This window comes from Pseudomonas sp. IT-347P (assembly GCF_949768005.1).
Taxonomy (GTDB): domain Bacteria; phylum Pseudomonadota; class Gammaproteobacteria; order Pseudomonadales; family Pseudomonadaceae; genus Aquipseudomonas.
In genome coordinates this window covers 613,218-634,712 of the sequence record NZ_CATKPQ010000033.1, presented here as the reverse complement: position 1 = coordinate 634,712, position 21,495 = coordinate 613,218, and the positions used below count along the sequence as shown (strand labels likewise).

Genomic DNA, 21,495 nt, shown 5'->3' with positions numbered 1-21,495 from the left:
TGTGGGAGCGGGCTTGCTCGCGAAAGCGATCTAGAGAACAACCGTGCGATTGGCGTTGAGAAACACCCTCCGCTCAATGTGATACCCCACTGCCCGCGCCAGTGTCAGACCTTCAATATCCCGCCCCTTGGCAATCAGATCCTCGGGGTAATGACTGTGATCCACCGCCTCGACGCCCTGGGCGATGATCGGCCCTTCATCGAGGTCGTTGTTGATGTAATGCGCCGTCGCGCCAACCAGTTTCACACCCTTGTTATAAGCCTGGTGATACGGCTTGGCCCCTTTGAAGCCCGGCAGCAGCGAGTGATGAATGTTGATCGCCTTGCCATCGAGCTTGCGGCACAACTCCGGCGACAGCACCTGCATGTAGCGGGCGAGAATGACCAGTTCGGCACCGGACTCTTCGATCACCTGCCACACCTGACGCTCCTGCGACGGCTTGTCGTTGGGGTCGAGGGGGAAATGGTAGTAGGGAATCTGGTGCCAGTCGGCCAAAGGCTTGAGATCGGGATGATTGGAGACCACCGCCGCCACGTCCATCGACAACTGGCCGATGCGCTGGCGGTAGAGCAAGTCGTTGAGGCAGTGGTCGGCCTTGGAGACCATGATCACCACTTTCGGCCGATAATTCGGCGCAGTGAGTTCGAAGACCATGCCAAACGCCTGTCCCCGTTCGGCGAGGCCGGCGCGAAAGGACTGTTCGTCGAAGCCGTCGGGCTGACGGAATTCCACGCGAATGAAAAAGCGCCCGGAGAGGCGGTCATCGAACGAGTGGTGCTCGGTGACGTAGCAACCCTGCTCGAACAGAAAACGCGTGACCGCGTCCACCGTGCCGAGGACGCTGGGGCAGTCGGCGGTCAGAATCCATGTGTCTGGGGCGCGGCTCATGGTGCGGTGACTCCTGTTCTTTGTGCGGGGGGTCAGGTTTTTCCCTCACCCTAACCCTCTCCCAGAGGGAGAGGGGACTGACCGAATTGTTCTTTCGAGCTACGCCGACCTGAGATTCCGAATGTGAATGCAGATCGCAAAAACACCCGAGATCGGCTCCCTTTCCCCCTCTCCCCCCTGGGGGAGAGGGCTGGGGTGAGGGGGTGAGCTTTTAGGCTTGTACGCTCAACCCGTACTCGGCCGACGCATCCTGCAACCACAACCACCAGTAATCGGAAAAGCTCCGACGGATCAGCAATTCCCAGGTGTCTTCCGCCGTGTGGCGAATCATCAACTGCGACTTGGCGAACACCGTGCCGACCGCTTTACCGACCGGGAAGTTGTTCGGGTGCACGTCGTAGCTGGTGGATTTCATCAACACCTGACGCACGTTCGGCCCGCTCAGTTCAAGAACCTGCTGGCCGCCGCTGACGTTGACGATGGCGATGTGCAGGTCGCCCAGCGCTTCGCGCAGTTTCTGCTCGGCGGCGAACTCTTCACCGCTCGGCACGATCAGCAGCCATTCGTCCGGGCCCATCCATTGCAGGCTGGTTTCACCTTTGACGATCACGCTCAGGGCGCCGGGCAATTCGATGCCCAACGCTTTATGTACGCCGGCGGCGAACGCTGCATCGTGGCCATCGCCACGAATGGTCAGGTGACCGAGGAGTTTCTTTTCCCGCACGATCACGCCGGCGTTCTTGCGACCCTTGCCGACCAGGCTGGCGAGGTCGGCGTGGTGCAACGACGACTCGGCACGGGCACCGGTGGTTGGGCGTTGTTGGTACACGTTGGCTGTGGTCATAAAGCACCTTTGCTGAATTCTGTGATGAATCTACTGACGCCTTCGCGAGCAAGCCCGCTCCCACATTTGGAATGCATTCCCCTGTGGGAGCGGGCTTGCTCGCGAAGGCCGCGACTCGGTCTGTCAGATGTTCTGGCGATCACCCTTCGGATCGAAGAACACCGAAGAAACGATTTCCGCCTCGATCACGCTGCCATCGGCCAGCGGTGCAAACACCCGCTCACCGAGACGCTTGAGACCGCCCTTGACCACACCCATGGCAAACGAATAACCGAGGGAGTTGTGCGCGTAGCTGGAGGTCACGTGGCCAACCATGGTCATCGGGATCGCCTGCTTGGTGTTGAACACCAGTTGCGCGCCTTCCGGCAGCCATTTGGTCGGATCGATCGGCTTCAGGCCCACCAGTTGTTTACGCTGATCCTTCACGCAATCTTCACGGTTCATGCCACGCTGGCCGATCCACGAGAACGGCTTGGTACGACCGACGCACCAGCCCATGTTCAGGTCGTCCGGGGTCATCGAGCCGTCCGTGTCCTGACCGACAATGATGAAACCCTTCTCGGCACGCAGGACGTGCATGGTTTCCGTGCCGTACGGGGTCAGGTTGTACTGCTTGCCGGCCTCGACGATTTTCTCCAGCACGCCCATCGCATAGTCGGCCTGGACGTTGACTTCGTACGACAGTTCACCGGTGAACGAGATACGGAACACCCGCGCCGGCACATCGCCGACCAGACCTTCTTTCCAGGTCATGAACGGGAACGCTTCGTTGCTCAGATCAATGTCGGTCACGGCGCTGAGCAGCTTGCGGCTGTTCGGCCCGGACAGGGTCATGGTCGCCCAGTGATCGGTGACGGAGGTGAAGTACACCTTCAGGTCCGGCCATTCGGTCTGGTGGTACAGCTCCAGCCATTGCAGCACGCGAGCCGCGCCGCCGGTGGTGGTGGTCATGACGAAATGGTTGTCCGCCAGGCAAGCCGTCACACCGTCGTCGAAGACCATGCCGTCTTCTTTGCACATCAAACCGTAGCGAGCCTTGCCCACGTCGAGTTTGGTCCAGGCGTTGGTGTACACGCGGTTGAGGAACTCGCGGGCATCCGGGCCCTGAATGTCGATCTTGCCCAGGGTCGAAGCGTCCAGCAGGCCGACGCTGTCGCGCACGGCTTTGCATTCACGCTTGACGGCGGCATGCAGGTCTTCACCGTTTTTCGGGAAGTACCATGGACGCTTCCACTGACCGACGTCTTCGAATTCCGCACCGTTCTTCACATGCCAGGCATGCAGCGCGGTGTAGCGCACCGGTTCGAAGATGTGCCCACAGTGACGACCGGCCACGGCGCCGAACGTCACCGGCGTGTAGTTCGGGCGGAACATGGTGGTGCCCATCTGCGGGATGGTCACGTTCAGCGAACGGGCGGCAATGGCCAGACCGTTGACGTTGCCGAGTTTGCCCTGATCGGTGCCGAAGCCCAGCGCGGTGTAGCGTTTGACGTGCTCGACCGACTCGAAACCTTCGCGGGTCGCCAGTTCGATGCCACCGGCGGTGACGTCGTTCTGGAAGTCGACGAACTGCTTCGGCGCACGTGCCGAGTTCTTCTCGTGGGGCACCTGGAACAGCGCCAGCGTCGGTTCTTCGAGACGGCTCAGGGCCTTGGGCAGCACGCCTTCGACGGTCTGGAAACCGGCTTCAGCGGCAGCGCGCACGCCACCTTCAAAACCGTCAGCCAGCGAATCGCCAAGACCGTAGACACCGTTGATGCCACCGACGCACACGCGTTTCTGCGGCGCTTCGCCCGGTACGAAACCAAGAATGTCTTCGCGCCAGACCGGCTTGCCACCGAGGTGCGAAGCCAAGTGGACGACAGGGCTGTAACCGCCGGAACTGGCGATCAGGTCGCAGTCGAGCCATTCGCCGGGACTGGTCACGGCGTGTGCCTTGACATCAATTGCGGCGACACGGGCAGCGGTAACACGCTTACTGCCACGGGCTTCGATCACGGCGCTGCCGGTGAGGATGCGAATGCCTTTGGCGCGGGCTTCTTCCACCAGCGCACCACGCGGGTTGCTGCGGGCGTCAGCGATGGCGACCACTTGCAAACTGGCGTCAAGCCAGTCCAGCGCCACGCGGTAGGCGTGATCGTTGTTGGTCGACAGCACCAGTTTTTTGCCCGGTGCGACGCCGTAGCGACGCACGTAAGTCGACACCGCACCGGCCAGCATATTGCCCGGCACGTCGTTGTTGCCGTAGACCAGCGGACGCTCATGGGCGCCGGTCGCCAGCACCACGCGCTTGGCGCGAACGCGGTGAATACGCTGACGTACCTGACCGATCGGCGCACGGTCACCGAGGTGGTCGGTGAGACGTTCGTGAATGGTCAGGAAGTTGTGGTCGTGGTAACCGTTGACCGTGGCGCGCGGCAACAGCAGCACGTCCGGGGTGTTCTTCAGTTCAGCGATGACACTGGCCACCCACTCCATCGCCGGTTTGCCGTCGAGGCTTTCACGGGAATCGAGCAGGCTGCCGCCGAACTCTTCCTGCTCATCGGCCAGAATCACTCGGGCACCGCTGCGCGCAGCGGCCAGGGCAGCCGCCAGACCGGCAGGGCCGGCGCCGACGATCAGCACGTCGCAGTGCTGGTTCATGTAGTCGTAGGTGTCCGGATCATTCTCGGTTGGCGAACGGCCGAGGCCGGCAGCCTTGCGGATGTACTTCTCGTACGTCATCCAGAACGATTGCGGGTACATGAAGGTTTTGTAGTAGAAACCCGGTGGCATCAGCTTGCCGCCGACCTTGCCGAGAATGCCCATCATGTCGTTGTTGACGCTCGGCCAGCCGTTGGTGCTGGTCGCGACCAGGCCTTGGTACAACGCCTGTTGCGTGGCGCGCACGTTGGGGATCTGCGTAGCTTCGGTAGCACCGATCTGCAGCACCGCGTTCGGCTCTTCGGCACCGGCGGCGAAGATGCCGCGAGGACGCGAATACTTGAAGCTGCGGCCAATGATGTCGACGCCGTTGGCGATCAGTGCGGCGGCCAGCGAATCACCCTCGAAGCCTTTGTAGCTCTGACCGTTGAAGGTGAAGCTCAGCACTTTGTTGCGGTCGATCCGTCCACCGTTGGACAGGCGATTGGTCTGGCTCATACCTTCTCTCCCAGCGCCGTCGTGGCTGTTTTCGCAGTGCCAGCCTTGTCGGTGAATTGTGGTTTCTCGCCGATCTTGTAGCTCTCGAGAATCTCGTAGGTCACAGTGTCGCGGGTGACGTTGAAGTACTGGCGGCAACCGGCAACGTGATCCCACAGCTCGTGGTGCAGACCGCGCGGGTTGTCGCGGAAGAACATGTAGTCGCCCCACTCTTCATCAGTGCAGGCGTTCGGATCCAGCGGGCGCGGGATATGCGCTTGACCGGATGCATGGAATTCCTCTTCGGAGCGCAGTTCGCCGCAGTGAGGACAGAAGATATGCAACATGGGGATTTCTCCTGTTAGTGGGCAACCGCAGCAGCGCCGTGTTCATCGATCAACGCACCGTTGTGGAAACGGTCGATGGAGAAAGGTGCGGCCAACGGGTGCATTTCACCCTTGGCCAGACTCGCGGCAAACACGTTGCCCGAGCCAGGTGTAGCCTTGAAGCCACCGGTGCCCCAACCGCAGTTGAAGAACATGTTCGGTACCGGGGTTTTCGAAATGATCGGGCAGGCATCCGGCGTGGTGTCGACGATGCCGCCCCACTGGCGATTCATGCGCACGCGGGACAACACCGGGAACATCTCGACGATGGCCTGAATGGTGTGTTCGATCACCGGGTACGAACCGCGCTGGCCGTAGCCGTTGTAGCCGTCGATACCGGCGCCGATCACCAGGTCGCCCTTGTCGGACTGGCTGATGTAACCGTGCACGGCGTTGGACATGATCACGCTGTCGATAATCGGTTTGATCGGCTCGGACACCAGCGCTTGCAGCGGGTGGGATTCGATCGGCAGACGGAAACCGGCGAGTTTGGCCATGTGCCCGGAGTTACCGGCAGTGACCACACCGACGCGCTTGGCGCCGATGAAACCCTTGTTGGTTTCGACGCCGATGCACACACCGTTTTCCTTGCGGAAGCCGATCACTTCGGTCTGCTGGATCAAGTCCACACCGAGGGCATCGGCGGCACGGGCAAAGCCCCAGGCCACGGCATCGTGACGGGCGACGCCGCCGCGACGCTGAACAGTTGCACCCATGATCGGGTAGCGGGTGTTTTTCGAGCAGTCGAGGTACGGAATCTCGTCAGCGACTTGCTTGGCGTCGAGCAGTTCGCCATCGACGCCATTGAGGCGGTTGGCGCTGACCCGACGCTCGGAATCACGAATGTCCTGCAGGGTGTGGCACAGGTTGTAGACGCCACGCTGGGAGAACATCACGTTGTAGTTGAGATCCTGCGACAGGCCTTCCCACAACTTCATCGCGTGCTCGTACAGGTGCGCCGATTCGTCCCACAGGTAGTTGGAACGGACGATGGTGGTGTTGCGCGCGGTGTTACCGCCGCCCAGCCAGCCTTTTTCCACCACGGCAACATTGGTGATGCCGTGCTCTTTCGCCAGGTAGTAAGCGGTCGCCAGACCGTGCCCGCCGCCGCCGACGATGACCACGTCGTAGACTTTCTTCGGCGTTGGCGTGCGCCACATGCGCTGCCAGTTTTCGTGGTGGCTGAGGGAGTGTTTGAAGAGGCCGAAGCCCGAATAGCGTTGCATAGTCATTTACTCCAGAACGCTCAGCGGTAAACCGGGAAGTCTGCGCACAGGGCGGCGACGTTTTTCGCCACATCCGCCTCAACATCGGCATCGCCAAGGTTGTCGAGGATGTCGCAGATCCAGCCGGCCAGCTCGGTGCATTGGGCAACCTTGAAGCCACGGGTGGTGACGGCCGGGGTGCCGATGCGCAGGCCCGAAGTCACGAACGGCGATTGCGGATCGTTCGGCACGGCGTTCTTGTTGACAGTGATGTGAGCACGGCCGAGGGCAGCGTCGGCGTCTTTACCGGTCAGGCCCTGACGGATCAGGCTGACCAGGAACAGGTGGTTATCGGTACCGCCGGACACTACATCGTAGCCACGTTTGATAAACACGCTGGCCATCGCCTGAGCGTTGTCGATCACTTGCTGTTGATAGGCCTTGAAGCCAGGCTCCAGCGCTTCCTTGAAGCACACGGCTTTACCGGCGATGACGTGCATCAGCGGGCCGCCCTGAGCGCCGGGGAACACGGCGGCGTTGAGCTTCTTCTCGATCTCTTCGTTGGACTTGGCCAGGATCAGCCCGCCACGTGGACCGCGCAGGGTTTTGTGCGTGGTGGTGGTGACCACGTCGGCGTACGGCAGCGGGTTCGGGTACAGACCGGCGGCAACCAGACCGGCGACGTGGGCCATGTCGACGAACAGCAGCGCGCCGACTTTGTCAGCGATCTGACGGAAGCGCGGGAAGTCCAGGGTCTTCGAGTAAGCGGAGAACCCGGCAACGATCATTTTCGGCTTGGACTCAACGGCCAGACGCTCGACTTCGTCGTAGTCGATCAGCCCGGTGTCGGTGTTGATGCCGTACTGCACGGCGTTGTAGAGCTTGCCCGAGGACGACACTTTGGCGCCGTGGGTCAGGTGACCGCCGTGGGCCAGGCTCATGCCGAGGATGGTGTCGCCCGGCTGGATCAGCGCCAGGTACACGGCGCTGTTGGCCGAAGAACCGGAGTGCGGCTGGACGTTGGCGTAGTCGGCGCCGAACAGTTGCTTGGCGCGCTCGATGGCCAGCGCTTCGACTTTATCCACGTGTTCGCAGCCACCGTAGTAGCGCTTGCCCGGATAGCCTTCGGCGTATTTGTTGGTCAGGCCGCTGCCCTGCGCTTGCATCACGCGTTTGCTGGTGTAGTTCTCCGACGCGATCAGCTCGATGTGATCTTCCTGACGTTGCTCCTCGGCATTCATCGCCGCCAGCAGTGCATCGTCGTAACCCTGGATCTGGTCTTGCTTGCTGAACATCGCGTCTCTCCCAGCGGCATCTGTGCGCCATTCGTCTCGGTAAGGCACTGGCAATGATGGCAGTGCCCTTTGATGCCGATGGTATGACCGGCGCAGACAGCTCAAATGCCTGCGGACGCCACGCAAAGGTGCGTTTACGACATGGCTGAAAAAGGCTCGTCGGACACATCATCCAAAAGCGTGGAGATCCCCAGTGGGAGCGGGCTTGCTCGCGAAGAGGCCGTGTCGGTCGACATCTATGCCGCCTGACACACCGCTTTCGCGAGCAAGCCCGCTCCCACAGGGGTCAGGTGTATGCCGCGCGGACGGCGAGCAATAGGAGGAAATGCGCGGGATAAAGGGCGTAGGCCCAGCGCCGCATCGGTGGCGGCTGAAGATGTCGCCCATGTCGCAACAGGAACATCCCGAGCAGTGGCGCAAACAGACAGGTGGCAATGCCAAGAACCGCCACGCTACTGCCGAACCTCGCCGAGTCGTACAGCACTTGCCATTGATTGGCAGCGAGACAAATCAATCCCGGCAGCAGGCTGAAATGCCACGGGCGCCGAAACACCAGCAGCAGCGCCAGCGGCAACACGACACCAAAGAACCCGAACATCAGCCGCTCCGGGAAAACGACTGCCAGCACCAGCGCAGCAACGCCCAGCAATCGCGCCATGATCGAGGGATCCTGCCAACCCCGCGCCACCAGCAACCCCAGCGCCAGCGTCGGCATCACATTCAATGTATCCGGCTCTGGAATGTACAACCGATACGGAATCTCGCTCACCATACTGAACAGCACAAGCCAGCCCAGATAGCGCCACTCGGTCTTCTGCGCCCCGGCACGCGCCAGATTCGCCGCCATCGCCAGACAAAACCACGGAAACGCCAGCCGCCCAGGCACATATAGCCAATCGGCGGAAAAGCCGACATATCGCAGGTGATCGAGCAACATGCTCAGCAGCGCCAGCCACTTGAGCAGATCCAGGGCACCGTCGCGTTGGCTCAGGTGCATAATCGGCCCATAAACTGGTAATTTCCTACACCCGACATCACATGTGCTCCCCGGAAGATCTTCGGTAAAGTGCGCACCCTCATTGACCACGAGCCTTCACAAGAGTCTCGACCACGGAAGCCGGCCATGACCGACAAGAGCCAACAATTCGCCAGCGACAACTATTCCGGTATCTGCCCTGAGGCCTGGGCTGCGATGGAACAGGCCAACCACGGCCACCAGCGCGCGTATGGCGACGATGAATGGACCGCACGCGCGGCCGACCATTTCCGCCAATTGTTCGAAACCGACTGCGAAGTGTTCTTCGCCTTCAACGGCACCGCCGCCAACTCGCTGGCCCTGTCGTCGCTGTGCCAGAGTTACCACAGCGTGATCTGCTCGGAAACCGCCCACGTCGAAACCGACGAATGCGGCGCCCCGGAATTCTTCTCCAACGGTTCGAAACTGCTGATCGCCGGCACTGAAAACGGCAAGATCACCCCGCAATCGATCCGCGAAGTCGCGCTCAAGCGTCAGGACATTCACTACCCGAAACCGCGCGTAGTCACCCTGACTCAAGCCACCGAAGTCGGCAGCGTCTACACCCCGGAAGAAGTCCGCGCCATCAGCGCCACTTGCAAAGAACTCGGACTGCACCTGCACATGGACGGCGCACGTTTCTCCAACGCCTGCGCGTTCCTCGGCTGCTCGCCGGCGGATCTGACCTGGAAGGCCGGGGTTGACGTGCTGTGCTTCGGCGGCACCAAAAACGGTATGGCCGTGGGTGAGGCGATCCTGTTCTTCAACCACAAACTCGCGGAAGACTTCGATTACCGCTGCAAACAGGCCGGGCAACTGGCGTCGAAAATGCGCTTTCTCTCGGCACCCTGGGTCGGCATCCTCGAAAACGACGCCTGGCTGAAATATGCTCGCCACGCCAACCACTGCGCGCAACTGCTGGCCGAACTGGTCAGCGACATTCCCGGCGTCGAGCTAATGTTCCCGGTACAGGCCAACGGCGTGTTCCTGCAACTGTCGGAACCGGCCATCGCCGCGCTGACCGCGAAAAACTGGCGCTTCTACACCTTCATCGGCAAGGGCGGCGCGCGCTTCATGTGCTCGTGGGACACCGAGGAAGAACGCGTCCGCGAACTCGCGCGCGACATCCGCGAAGTCATGTCCGCCTGACCTGATTCCACACTTTCCCCCTGTTAGAGCTGCCGCAGGCTGCGATCCTTTGATCTTGAAAAACAAAATCAAAAGATCGCAGCCCTCAGCAGCTCCTACGCGGGTTGTGCTTCTGCGTGGTCTACATTGTCTGTCGAGCCCTCCGCTCACATAACAATAAGCAGGAGCATCGGCATGTCGTTACAAGGCAAAACCCTGTTCATCACCGGCGCCAGCCGTGGCATTGGCCGTGAGATTGCGCTGCGTGCCGCGAGGGACGGGGCCAACATCGTCATTGCGGCGAAAAGCGCCGAACCCCACGGCAAATTGCCCGGCACTATCCACAGCGTCGCCGCCGAAGTCGAAGCGGCGGGCGGCAAGGCCTTGGCGTTGCAGGTGGACGTACGTGATGAAGATGCGGTGCGCCGCGCACTGGCCCAGGCCAACGAACATTTCGGCGCTATCGATGCGCTGGTAAACAACGCCGGGGCAATCAAGCTCACCGGCGTGCAACACATCGAACTCAAGCGTTTCGACCTGATGCACCAGATCAACACCCGCGCGGTGCTGCTGTGCAGTCAGGCTGCCCTGCCCTATCTGAAGAAATCCGCCGGGCATATTCTCAACCTGTCACCGCCGCTGAACATGGCGAGCAAGTGGTTCGCCCAGTTCAGTCCGTACACCGTGACCAAGTACGGCATGAGCATGCTGACGCTGGGGATGAGCGAGGAATTTGCCGGTTACGGGATCAGCGTCAATTCGTTGTGGCCGCAGACGATGATTGCCACGGCGGCGATCGAGTTTCAGCTGGGTAATCGGGAGTCGTTCAGGCAGGCGCGGACACCGGCGATCATGGCGGATGCGGCGCATTTGATTCTGGATAGCGGTCAGCGGCAGATTACCGGGCGGTTGTTGATTGATGAGGAGGTTTTGCGAGAGAGCGGTGTGAAGGAGTTTGATCAATACCGCTTTGATCGAGAAAGCGACGCGGCACTCATGCCGGATTTGTTCGTTGACTGAGAAGCCCCTCACCCTAACCCTCTCCCAGAGGGAGAGGGAACTGATTGGGGGATGCTCAAGGAGTACGCCGACCTGAAACTGCTTTACCGAATCCATGATCGATAAGGTCGTTCAGCTCGATGCAGAACACCAGACACCTCGGTCGGCTCCCTGGCCTGGAGGGAGAGGGGACTGATGGGGGATGCTCAAGGAATACGCCAATCTGAATCTGCTTTACCGAATCCATAATCGACCCGATCTTTCAGGTCGATGGATGCCTTAAGACAACTCGGTCGGCCCCCTCTCCCTCCGGGAGAGGGCTGGGGTGAGGGGAAAGCCTTACGCAGAAGCTCGCTGCACTCAGAAATCGATACGCACGTCGCCTTTCGGCACGCTGCAGCACGACAGGATAAACCCTTCCGCCTCGTCGTCCTCGGTAATCCCGCCGTTGTGCTCCATCTCCACTTCACCACCGAGCTTAAGCACTTTGCACGTTCCGCAAATCCCCATGCCGCAGGCCTTCGGAATCATCAAGCCAAGCTTGGCCGCCGCCGCATGCACGGTCTCGCCCGGTGCCACGCGAATGCTCTTGCCCGACGAAGTGAATTCGACCTGATGCAGATCCGCGGCATCGATTTCCGGGGCATCGGCCGCTTGTTCCGCCTGCTCCACCGCATCGGCACGAGCTTCAGGCGGCGTGGCACCGAAGGATTCCTCGTGATAACGCGACATGTCGTAACCGGCCGCTTCCAGCAGACGCTTTACGGCGGTCATGTACGGCGTCGGGCCGCAGCAGAACACTTCGCGCTCAAGGAAGTCCGGCACCATCAGTTCGAGCATTTTATGGTTCAGATAACCGCGATAACCGGCCCACGGTTCACCCAGGCCATGTTTCTCGCAGATCAGGTGCAGGCTGAAGTTGTCGATCCGCGACGCCATGTGTTCCAGCTCGCGGTGGTAAATGATGTCTTTCGGCGAGCGCGCGCTGTGCACGAAGGTCATGTCGACGTTGGCGTTGGTGTCGTAGAACCAGCGCGCCATCGACATGCACGGCGTGATACCGACGCCGCCGCTCAGGTACAGGACTTTCGGGCTGGGGAAGTCGATGGCATTGAACAGCCCGACCGGGCCGTGCACCGCCAGCTCCTGGCCTTCATGCAGGGTGTCGTGCAACCAGTTCGACACCTTGCCGCCCGGCACGCGCTTGATCGTCACCGAAAAGCTGTACGGCACCGACGGCGAGCTGGAAATGGTGTACGAGCGCATGATCGGCTGGCCTTCAATTTCCAGCTCCAGGGTCACGAACTGCCCGGGCTTGAAGAAGAACAGGATCGGCTGGTCGGCCATAAAGCAGAAGGTGCGCACATCCCAGGTTTCCTGGATGACTTTGACGCAACGGACGATGTGTCGGCCATTGGCCCAGGTCTGGGTGGTGACCGGATTCAGGAAGCTGTTGGACATGCTGTTCTCCACGGCCGACTGCCGGCCTCATGTTGGCGATTCTGCGTATAGCGCGAACCGCCCGTTTACCTATCCGCGACATCGGCATACTTATCGCGACCAGCCCCCAACCACCGGGGGTTGCGCGTCGGGAACAGATTGCACCATGTCGCCCATGGATAAGGTTCCGCCCCGCGCCGGCCCCACACTCGCCCCAACACCAAGACAGATTCTTTACACCTTGCGTAGCAACCGTTAGCCGTACCCCTGATCAGCCACTTTTCGCCGGCCACGCAGATGGCCATGAGGATCACATCGATGGACGTCACCGCAAAAATCAGCCTGGGCGATCCGCTGGAACCCGCACGCAAGGCCACTGCACAAATGCTGCAAGAGCGCGAGCGCACGTTTTCGCTGCCGCAACCGTTCTACAGCGACGAGCGGTTGTTCGATATCGACATGCAGGAGATCTTCCAGAAAGAGTGGTTGATCGCCGGCATGACCTGCGAGATCCCGGCCAAGGGCAACTACCTGACCCTGCAGGTCGGCAAAAACCCGATCATCGTCATTCGTGGTGCCGAAGGTGTGGTGCATGCGTTCCACAACGTCTGCCGCCACCGTGGCTCGCGCCTGTGCACCAGTGAAAAAGGCAAGGTCGCCAAACTGGTCTGCCACTACCACCAGTGGACCTACGAGTTGGACGGTCGCCTGCTGTTCGCCGGCACCGAAATGGGCGCTGACTTCGACATGAAGCAGTACGGCCTGAAACCGGTGAACGTGAAAACCGCCGGCGGCTATATCTTCATCAGCCTGGCGGAGAACCCGCCGGCCATCGATGACTTCCTGTCGACGCTGAACCACTACATGGAACCGTACGACATGGAGAACACCAAGGTGGCGATCACCACCACCTTGATGGAAAAGGCCAACTGGAAACTGGTGCTGGAAAACAACCGCGAGTGCTATCACTGCAACGCATCGCACCCGGAACTGCTGAAAACCCTGCTGGAATGGGACGACGTCACTGATCCGCGCGCCGATCAGGCGTTCAAGGATCACGTCGCCGCCTCCGCAGCTGCCTGGGAAGCCGAGAAGATTCCTTACGCCCACGCCAGTTTCGGCCTGCGCAACCGCATCGTGCGCATGCCGCTGCTCAAAGGCACCGTGTCGATGACCCTCGACGGCAAACAGGGTTGCGCGAAACTGATGGGCCGGATCAAGAACCCGGATCTGGGTTCGATGCGCATCCTGCACCTGCCGCACTCGTGGAACCACTGCATGGGTGACCACATCATCGTCTTCACCGTGTGGCCGATCAGCGCACAGGAAACCATGGTCACCACCAAGTGGATCGTGCACAAGGATGCGGTTGAAGGCGTCGATTACGACGTGGAACGCATGCGTCAGGTGTGGGACGCGACCAACGATCAGGATCGTCGTCTGGCCGAAGAGAACCAGCGCGGGATCAACTCCACCGCTTACCAGCCTGGGCCTTATTCCAAGACCTATGAATTTGGCGTGGTCAACTTCGTCGACTGGTACAGCGAGCGCATGCTGAGCAACCTCGGCGCCGAGCCTGCACCGTACCTCAAAGGCGTCCCGGTCCAGGGCTAAAAGCAAAGGCATCGCGAGCAGGCTCACTCCTACAGGGGAACATTCCAATTGTAGGAGTGAGCCTGCTCGCGATGGCGTCATTACAATCGCTGCATCACTTCGATGACCACCTCACCGATCCGTCCTCACCAATAAACTCCTCGAAAATATCCTCCCCCACCAACCTGATTTTTGCGTACCCGTTCAACACCCGCAGCGGATACGCCGGGTCGTTGGCATCCTGGGTCTCCGACCACAACACTCGCGAATGCCCGTTCAGCTCGCTGGCATTGCCATAGGGAATCGCCCCGTGCCCGGCGCAACGCGCGTGCAAACCGCCCTGCTGCGCGTAAACGATGCCGTTGTGCAGATGCCCCCAATACCAGTAATCCGGCTCGCGCCCAAGCGCATCGCACACCGGCTGATACAGCGCGGTCTTGTTGTGCCCGGAAATATCAAAGCCCTGATGATGGCTGAGCACCATGATCTTCTTGCGCTTCGGCAGGCTTTTCATCCATTGGATCTGCGGCTCGTTCAAGGTGCCGTCCATGTACAGGTTCATCGCGTCCGACGCGTACGCAGAATCCAGTCCGACCACCAGCCAGTCATCGTTGATCAAGGCAAAATAACTGGTGCCCTGCTGCCCCGGAAAACGCTTGGCCAGTTCCTTGAAATAACCGTGAGCGCCGCTGTACATCTCGTGGTTGGAGTTAAGGGTGAACGAACCGTGGGTGCCCAGCGGCCAACCGGCCATGTCGACGTCTTCCTGGGAATGACTGCCGGCGTAATACACATCGCCCAGGTGAATGGTGAAATCGGCCTGAGCCAACTGCATCTGATCGGCCACCGAGACCGCCGGCGCATGGCTGTCGAACGGCCCGGTGCCCCAGTCGCCGGCAATCGCCAGGGTCACGTCGCGATCCATTTGCACCAAGGCCGGATCAGTGCCGAAGGTCGCGTGATGACGCAGGTTTTCGATCCACTTCAACAGCGCCTCGCTCCACAGCAGATCGAGCAATTCCCACTTGCGACAGCCGAGCAGGCTGCCGTCCTTGAGCACCCGGGTCGCCAGTTGATCGGTGGACTGCGGCAACGGCGTGGCATTGCCGATGCGCAGGATCGACAGGCCGTGGGCCAACTCCCATGGCACCGCCGGCTCGTCGCTCGGCAACTCGCCATTTTTCAGCACGTACTGCGCCTGATCGTGCCCACGCTGCAGCAGCTTGATGATCGCCTGAAACTCCTGGGGCTCCAGCTCGCTGATGAGTTTCATCCAGGCCATTTCCATGCGCGTGAACAAACCGTGAATGCGCAGTTTGACCTTGTCGTACTCGTGTTCCCAATGACTGACCAGTGACATGGCGTAATCCTCTATCCGTAAGGTTCACAGGGTTTTCATGAATTCGATCAACGCGCGTTTGTCGTCGTCCGACAGCGTCGTGCCGTACAGGTGACCCGTGTTGTGGTTGCCCTCCAGCCGCGTGTCATATTTGAAATCGGCCGAAGCTTTGGCCTGGGCGCCACTGGTGACGAAACCAACGTTGACCGGGTCGTAAACATCAGAGCCGGTGATGAAGGTCTGCGGACGTTTTTCCGCTGGTTGCAGCAAGTCCCATAAGGTCGGCACCGAGCCGTTGTGCAGGTACGGCGCGCGCAGCCAGATGCCGTCGGTGGGCGTGTTGCTGTAGCTCTGGGTCTTGCGGTAGGCACCGAAGTCGAACGGCGGCTTTTTGAAGGTATGGAATGCGCTCACCAGACCGGTAGTGAACGAGTTCAGCCGATGCGGATCGGTGCCCAGTTGGTCGATGTTGGTGGTCACTTGCCCGGTGTCGGCACGTCCGAAGTCGTGGCACGCGGCGCAGTTCGCCTCCCAGATCGGCTTGCCCTGCGCGACTTTCGCCTGATCCAGCGTCCACGGCCACGCCGGCGCCTTGTGCCCGAGCAGCCAGTTGGTCACCCGGTTGAAGCTCGGCGGCAGCACCGATTCAGGTGTCGCGCCCACCGCCATCGCGGCGGCGTAGTTGCGTTCGTGGATCTTGTTGTTATTGCCATCCCAGTGCAGGTACATCGATTCCCGCGGTTTCTGGTTCCACACTTGCGGCAGGTCGACGGTGCCGATGGTCGAGTCATCCGGGAAGCCGAACACCACCATTTTCGTCGGGTTGAAGGTGTCGGTGCGGCCCGGCCCCTGTTGCGGACGCAGCTTCTGCCACGCGTAGGCCTGCTTCTGCTTGAGCAAGGCGCTTTTGGCCATCGGCATGATCAGGTAGCGGTTGTAGAGCTTCTCAAAGAAGCCCAACTGAAACTTGCTGTTGATCGCCACCATCACCGCGTCGGTGGTGAATTTCGGATCACTGGCGCAATCGTAGGCGAACCACTGGAAGGCTTGCAGTTGCAGGGTATTGGCCGGTGCGCTCGGGACATTGACGGCGACGTCGCTGGCATTGGCGCGGTAAGAACCGGTGTGGCACAGCGCGCAGTTCGGCTCAACGGTCGGGTAGCCGATCTGCCGTTTGGCCATGCCGATCGGCAGGTCCTTGCCGTTTTCAAAGAGGAAGCCGAATACCTCCCAGCCGCCGGGTTTGGGCATTTTCTCCGGGCACATCTGCGGCAGCACGGCGAACAGGTAATACGGGATGCGCGCTTCGATGCCGAGGCCGATGGCGGCATATTTGTAGTGGTCTTCGTCGGAGGCGTATTCCTGTTCAGGAACGACGCGGAGCATCTGATACCAGGTTTGGTAACCGATAAAACCGAGCACCGCGATCACGATCAGCGTGCCGACCTTGAACGCGTGACTTTGCCATTGCCGCCGCCACGCCGCGCGCCATTCGCGCCAGCCATCGCAGAGCAGCGCCCATGGCCGGTTCGCCGGCGTGGTGCCGAGGTACAGCAAAATGCCGAGGATCAGAAAGAAGCTCAGATCGCCCATCAGCAACGGCACGAACACCGAGCCCTGAATGCTGGTGTTGATCAGGTAAATCCAGAAGATCACGGCGATCAACCGTGTCAGTACGCACAACCAGGAATGCACCACGTAGCGCGGTGCGTTGAAGCCCGACGGCATGTAGAACACGCTGATGCCGACCAGCAGCATCCCGGCGTTTTCCAGCCATGGGTCGGAGAGTTGCGGCGGCAGGCCGACCACCGATGTCAGCAAGCCCGGCGCGAACAGCGCGGGGATGGCGAACACCATGTTCATCGCAATGCCGATCCAGATGAAGCGTTGAAACCAGCGGATGTAGCTGTCCATGTCATCCATTTCCTTGTGCAGACCGGAGAGATGTAGCGCCTGACCTTCCGCTTTCGCGAGCAGGCTCGCTCCCACATTGGAATGCGTGCCCCTGTGGGAGCGAGCCTGCTCGCGAAGCGGTCGACTCGGTCTGCAGTCAGCCGAGGGCCGTTTTCTCCAGGTGTTCAAGGATGAACGGATAGACATCGACCACCGCGTTCTTGCCGAACATGCAGTCGATATGGCCGTAGCCCGGCACCACGTGCCGGCTGTAGCGCTCCGGCCCATTGACTTCGCACACTCGCTGGTAGGTCTTGAGAGTGCTTTCCGGCAGGTAACACTGGTTGTCGGCGCCGCTGATAAAGCAGATCGGCATGGTCAGGCGATCAAAGTGCGGCATGTACACATCGTTGCCTTTGAAATCCACCAGATGCCCTTTGCGCACGATCAGCGCCAGATGCTCAAACGTCTCGATGTTCGACTCGCCGAACAATTCGTGCAGGTTGTCATGCAGGGTTTCATTGAGGGTGTCGTGGCGATACAGCGATGCATACATGAAAGTGATGCGGTGGCACACCGGGTTGGTGCAATAGCCCTGCGCCTCGATCCGCGCATAACCGTTGAGAGCCTTGTCGTAGAGTTTGTTGAACCAGTTTTCCTTGCTGTCGGCGTAAGCAGTCATCGATTTGATGCCGATCGCATCGAGCATCCCCGGCAAGTGCAAACCGGCCTTCAGCCCTGTGGCCGTGGCGACCACGGTATCCGCGGCAATCTGCGAGCAGACCACCGAACGCACGCCCTGCAAACCGGCGAGCAGCGACATGAAGAAAGTGGTCGCGCCGTAACAATGCACCACGCACTGCACATCCTTGGCCTGGGTTTGCTGCTGAATCTGCGCGATCGCAGCCTTGAAGTCGTATTGGGCGATCTGGTCGCCGTTCCACTCCTTCTTGCTCGCTGGCAACAGAATGCTCACACGGAAATCCAGCAGCCAGACGTCGTAGTCGTGTTTGCACAGATACTCGAGCAGGTTGGTTTGAATGGTGTCGGTGGAGAAGATATTCGAACCCACGCCCAGGCCATGCACCAGCATCACCGGGCCTTTGCTGCCGGCCTGGTAACGGGTCAGGCGCAGTTCGACGCCGTCCTCGGTGGGAAAGAAATGCACTGCCGGGGCTGGCGCATCCAGCGGCCGTTTCAGCCTTGGCGGTGCATCCGGATTGAAGTAAATATCCCCGGCAAACACGCCGCCGTAACTTTCCCAGAGAATCCCGGCGAAGAATTTGCCGAAGCGCGCCAGGCCTTCGATGCGCTCACGTTCGTTGCGCGCATTGAGCACCTTCATGGTGGTCATCTGTTTGGCGAAGTCGCTTGGGAGAATGTGCATGACCCCGGAACCGATCACCTCGCCGGACTTGTCCGGCCCGCGATACAGCGTCACATAGAGCGTGCTGGTGTCGTGCCAGATATTCAGCACGCCGTTGTCTTCCGGCACGGTTTTAAAGGCGCTGAAGAAGTAATCGTTGCCGTCCTCGGCGGTCAGCTTCATGTCGTATTTCATGTGGCGCGTATCGACCTGCTGCTCGAACTGTTCGAACAGGTTGAACACACCATTGCTGGCGGTCAGCGGTTGTGGCGACAGCGCCGGGGCGATCACTGTGCCGACGAGGGTCGCCGCGTGTTCCGGCTCCTTGATCATCCGGTTCATATCGCTGGCGGTGATGGTCAGGGTGAAGTTGATCGGCGAATTGTCCGCCTCGCCGCGCTTGGCCGCCGCTTCGTAGACTTTCAGGTCGGTGCTTTGCGCCGCAGTGAAGGCGCGGGAGAAATAGCCCTTCATGGTTTCGGTGAACTGCACGCCGAGGGTGGGCGGCGCCACTGGTTTGCGCGGCGCCGACGGCAGCGTGTAGTCGATCTGCCAGCCACGGTCGGCGGCGAGCAGGCCCATGTTGCGCTCACTCACCGCGGAGATGGTCAGCAGCGGATTGACCGCCAGCGACGTCGGAATCACCGCGCCGTCCGTCACGTACAAGTTGGCGTAGACATCGGTGCCACTGACAGCGCTGAACACCTGCCCCTTGTGATTGACCACGCCTTGCGCCGCGTCTTCACCCATCACGCAACCGCCCAACGGGTGCACCGAGACGATGCTGTGCTTGAGCAGTTTGGTCCAGATCGGGTTCTCCACCCAGACCCCGCCCAACGCCTTGGTGCTCTGCTGCAAACGCTCGTTGCCGAGTTTGAAGTTCTCCTGCTCGCCAACGCCGGGCCAGTCGATGCGCAGTTGATCCTTGCTGTCGAGGACCATCCGTCCCTGGCCACTGTCGTGGCTCATGATCAGGTAAGTCTGCATGTTGTGCAGTGCGCCGTAATAAGGGCCGCGCAGGAAGCTTTCGGCTTCACGCTCCTTGTATTTGACCTTGCCGCTGAAACTGTCATCGGTGGCGACACCGATCATCTCGGCAAAACCGGCCATGGCCGGCACCATCGGTCTGCCGAGCGCGCCCGGGATCGAGCCTTCCTCGATGACCATGCGGCTGCGCCAGTCACCTTCGGTGCGCATGTCGATGACCGAGGTGATGCACGGGCCGACCGGGTGCAGCTCCTTGGCCGAATGCGCGCCGAAACCGATGCCGTTGATGGTCTGCTCGCAGTTGTGGCCGAAGCCGAGGATGTCGCCGTTGCCGCTCATGTTCTCGCCGAGCTGGGCGGACATCGCCACGCCTTTGTCGCGCGAGCGCAAAAGAATTTCCGTGGAGCCGAGGGTGCCGGCGGATACCACGACGATGTCGGCCTTCACGAACAGCGTCGGCGCGCTGAACATCTCACGACCGCTGTCGAGGTATTGGAAGTGCACGATCCAGCCGTCGCCATCACGCTCAAGATGCCGCACTTCGGCCTGGCAGAAAATCTCTGCGCCGTGGTTCCAGGCGTCCGGCAGGTAGTTCATCAACGTGGTGTTCTTGGCCTTGTTGTTACAGCCCGACACGCAGTCGCCGCACTGGTTGCACGGCAGTTGTTCGACGCCGACGTGGTTGAGGTTGTTCGGCAGCTTGTCGAAGGTCACGTTGATCGGCGGCTTGTAGAAGTGCGCGCCCTGCTTGAGGTAGTCCGCAGACTTCTTGTTGGCGTCGAGCTTGGGCAGGTTCGGCGCAGTATTCGGATAAGGATTGGGTTTGAGCATCTCCCGGGCGCGGGCGTAACCATCCTTGAGCAGCGTATCGCGGTGTTCACGCACCGCTTGCGGCCAGCGCGGGTCATCGAATACGCCGGGCTCCGGTTCGAGGGCCACATTGGCATTGATCAGCGAAGTACCACCGAGGCCGCAACCGACCACGACGTTTTGCTGGGCGTTGACGTGCAAGTCGAACAGCCCGGTGCGCGAGCCGATATGACCATCCGGGTCATGCACCTGCAGTTCTTCGGTGGCGGCGATCATGGTGTTGGGGTATTCGCCGGGCTGGATTTCCCGACCGCGTTCGAGCAGGCACACACGTTTGCCGGCACGGGACAGGCGCGAGGCAGCAATGCCGCCGCCGTAGCCTGAACCAATGACAATCACATCGTAGTGTTCCTTGATCTCGCTGATGGGCGTTGCGATCCGTGTCATGAGGTGGTTCCTCTAATCAGGCAGATGGGGGCAACTCTGCGGTTGCCTGCAATCGATGGGCGAACGGGCACCTGGCCACCGGATAAAGTCCGGCGACAGCACAGCGGTCTGGCAGGTGTGGCGCGCTACAGGCGAGCGTGCTGATTGGCGGCGCGCCGGAGCGTGCGCTTGCGTGGCGAGGGCGAGGGGCGGTGTGGCTGACTATCCATCATGCGTTCTCCCAGAACCTGATGTGGATAAGTGACGGCTGTCCTTGTGCCATTGCAGTGAAGACAGCGCGGGAATCGAAGTCAAGGCAAGGTCTTAGAACTGTATGAAATCTGATCAATTGCCGTTTGGACTAAGCGGGGCGAGGCTTGCAGGGTTTGGCGAACAAGTTATCCACATAGCCACCCACAGCAATTGGGGGTAACTGTGGATGACTGGAAAAATAACCGACTGATTTGAGAAGAAAAATCGTGACTTATGCAGAACAACCGTTTGCGGAGAACATTGATTGTTTTTTGATCATATCCTTGCAAGCCAAGAGTTTCATGGCCTGTGGAGGATAGCGAACACGTTATCCACAGAAGCGCCAACAGAGTTCGGGGGTAACTTTGCCGCGTCTGTGGAAAAATGCTCAAACCTGCGAATAACCAGGGCTTACAGATGAATTAGAGGATGAAAAGCGCAAAGCGATCAAATATTGACCAATCCCGTACAGGGCTTGATTTGTATGGCTCCTAGCGGGCAGCGAACAT

The 21,495-nt window shown here is 60.4% G+C and carries 14 protein-coding genes; 3 read left to right on the top strand and 11 right to left on the bottom strand.

Features of this window, described 5'->3' with window-relative positions; genetic code table 11:
- Window positions 1-30: 30 nt before the first annotated feature.
- The 7 genes from purU to ACM6IV_RS15665 form a co-directional block, all read right to left on the bottom strand.
- Window positions 31-888, bottom strand: a complete 858-nt coding sequence (purU, locus tag ACM6IV_RS15695; protein WP_064589552.1) for a formyltetrahydrofolate deformylase — start codon at window positions 886-888, stop codon at window positions 31-33.
- Between the two features lie 211 nt (window positions 889-1,099).
- Window positions 1,100-1,732: a sarcosine oxidase subunit gamma gene (locus ACM6IV_RS15690; RefSeq protein ID WP_034155013.1), complete on the bottom strand. Its 633-nt coding sequence runs from the start codon at window positions 1,730-1,732 to the stop codon at window positions 1,100-1,102.
- A gap of 123 nt (window positions 1,733-1,855) precedes the next feature.
- Complete coding sequence (locus ACM6IV_RS15685; protein WP_414870678.1) at window positions 1,856-4,873, bottom strand: sarcosine oxidase subunit alpha; 3,018 nt, start codon at window positions 4,871-4,873, stop codon at window positions 1,856-1,858.
- Entirely contained in the window at window positions 4,870-5,199 is a 330-nt protein-coding gene (locus ACM6IV_RS15680; protein WP_016772830.1) for a sarcosine oxidase subunit delta, read from the bottom strand. The genes ACM6IV_RS15685 and ACM6IV_RS15680 overlap by 4 nt, the downstream gene beginning before the upstream one ends.
- Before the next feature lie 14 nt (window positions 5,200-5,213).
- Window positions 5,214-6,464, bottom strand: coding sequence for a sarcosine oxidase subunit beta (locus ACM6IV_RS15675; protein WP_016772829.1), 1,251 nt, complete (start codon window positions 6,462-6,464; stop codon window positions 5,214-5,216).
- Window positions 6,465-6,484: 20 nt separating this feature from the next.
- Window positions 6,485-7,738, bottom strand: coding sequence for a serine hydroxymethyltransferase (glyA, locus tag ACM6IV_RS15670; RefSeq protein ID WP_414870677.1), 1,254 nt, complete (start codon window positions 7,736-7,738; stop codon window positions 6,485-6,487).
- A gap of 286 nt (window positions 7,739-8,024) precedes the next feature.
- Window positions 8,025-8,735, bottom strand: coding sequence for a TraX family protein (locus ACM6IV_RS15665; protein WP_414870676.1), 711 nt, complete (start codon window positions 8,733-8,735; stop codon window positions 8,025-8,027).
- A gap of 126 nt (window positions 8,736-8,861) precedes the next feature.
- Here ACM6IV_RS15665 and ACM6IV_RS15660 point away from each other — a divergent pair, with 126 nt between their 5' ends.
- Window positions 8,862-9,902: a low specificity L-threonine aldolase gene (locus ACM6IV_RS15660; RefSeq protein WP_007913115.1), complete on the top strand. Its 1,041-nt coding sequence runs from the start codon at window positions 8,862-8,864 to the stop codon at window positions 9,900-9,902.
- Window positions 9,903-10,076: 174 nt separating this feature from the next.
- Entirely contained in the window at window positions 10,077-10,901 is an 825-nt protein-coding gene (locus tag ACM6IV_RS15655; RefSeq protein WP_414870675.1) for an SDR family oxidoreductase, read from the top strand.
- Window positions 10,902-11,240: 339 nt separating this feature from the next.
- Here ACM6IV_RS15655 and gbcB read toward each other — a convergent pair whose 3' ends face one another.
- Window positions 11,241-12,341, bottom strand: a complete 1,101-nt coding sequence (gene gbcB, locus ACM6IV_RS15650) for a glycine-betaine demethylase subunit GbcB (RefSeq protein WP_414870674.1) — start codon at window positions 12,339-12,341, stop codon at window positions 11,241-11,243.
- 297 nt (window positions 12,342-12,638) lie between these two features.
- Here gbcB and gbcA point away from each other — a divergent pair, with 297 nt between their 5' ends.
- The gene (gene gbcA / locus ACM6IV_RS15645) at window positions 12,639-13,934 is read left to right on the top strand and encodes a glycine-betaine demethylase subunit GbcA (protein ID WP_414870673.1); all 1,296 of its coding nucleotides are present in this window, start codon (window positions 12,639-12,641) and stop codon (window positions 13,932-13,934) included.
- Between the two features lie 94 nt (window positions 13,935-14,028).
- Here gbcA and ACM6IV_RS15640 read toward each other — a convergent pair whose 3' ends face one another.
- The 3 genes from ACM6IV_RS15640 to ACM6IV_RS15630 form a co-directional block, all read right to left on the bottom strand.
- Complete coding sequence (locus tag ACM6IV_RS15640) at window positions 14,029-15,273, bottom strand: metallophosphoesterase family protein (RefSeq protein ID WP_414870672.1); 1,245 nt, start codon at window positions 15,271-15,273, stop codon at window positions 14,029-14,031.
- 24 nt (window positions 15,274-15,297) lie between these two features.
- Window positions 15,298-17,166 (bottom strand): hypothetical protein, encoded by a 1,869-nt coding sequence (locus ACM6IV_RS15635; protein ID WP_414870671.1) that lies wholly within the window; start codon window positions 17,164-17,166, stop codon window positions 15,298-15,300.
- 136 nt (window positions 17,167-17,302) lie between these two features.
- Window positions 17,303-20,755: an alpha/beta fold hydrolase gene (locus ACM6IV_RS15630; protein ID WP_414870670.1), complete on the bottom strand. Its 3,453-nt coding sequence runs from the start codon at window positions 20,753-20,755 to the stop codon at window positions 17,303-17,305.
- Window positions 20,756-21,495: the final 740 nt, after the last annotated feature.

Excerpts from the sequence above, each read along its gene's own strand:
- purU (WP_064589552.1), bottom strand. The coding sequence starts at position 888 with ATGAGCCGCGCCCCAGACACATGGATTCTGACCGCCGACTGCCCCAGC.
- ACM6IV_RS15690 (WP_034155013.1), bottom strand. The coding sequence starts at position 1,732 with ATGACCACAGCCAACGTGTACCAACAACGCCCAACCACCGGTGCCCGT.
- ACM6IV_RS15685 (WP_414870678.1), bottom strand. The coding sequence starts at position 4,873 with ATGAGCCAGACCAATCGCCTGTCCAACGGTGGACGGATCGACCGCAAC.
- ACM6IV_RS15680 (WP_016772830.1), bottom strand. The coding sequence starts at position 5,199 with ATGTTGCATATCTTCTGTCCTCACTGCGGCGAACTGCGCTCCGAAGAG.
- ACM6IV_RS15675 (WP_016772829.1), bottom strand. The coding sequence starts at position 6,464 with ATGCAACGCTATTCGGGCTTCGGCCTCTTCAAACACTCCCTCAGCCAC.
- glyA (WP_414870677.1), bottom strand. The coding sequence starts at position 7,738 with ATGTTCAGCAAGCAAGACCAGATCCAGGGTTACGACGATGCACTGCTG.
- ACM6IV_RS15665 (WP_414870676.1), bottom strand. The coding sequence starts at position 8,735 with ATGCACCTGAGCCAACGCGACGGTGCCCTGGATCTGCTCAAGTGGCTG.
- ACM6IV_RS15660 (WP_007913115.1), top strand. The coding sequence starts at position 8,862 with ATGACCGACAAGAGCCAACAATTCGCCAGCGACAACTATTCCGGTATC.
- ACM6IV_RS15655 (WP_414870675.1), top strand. The coding sequence starts at position 10,077 with ATGTCGTTACAAGGCAAAACCCTGTTCATCACCGGCGCCAGCCGTGGC.
- gbcB (WP_414870674.1), bottom strand. The coding sequence starts at position 12,341 with ATGTCCAACAGCTTCCTGAATCCGGTCACCACCCAGACCTGGGCCAAT.
- gbcA (WP_414870673.1), top strand. The coding sequence starts at position 12,639 with ATGGACGTCACCGCAAAAATCAGCCTGGGCGATCCGCTGGAACCCGCA.
- ACM6IV_RS15640 (WP_414870672.1), bottom strand. The coding sequence starts at position 15,273 with ATGTCACTGGTCAGTCATTGGGAACACGAGTACGACAAGGTCAAACTG.
- ACM6IV_RS15635 (WP_414870671.1), bottom strand. The coding sequence starts at position 17,166 with ATGGACAGCTACATCCGCTGGTTTCAACGCTTCATCTGGATCGGCATT.
- ACM6IV_RS15630 (WP_414870670.1), bottom strand. The coding sequence starts at position 20,755 with ATGACACGGATCGCAACGCCCATCAGCGAGATCAAGGAACACTACGAT.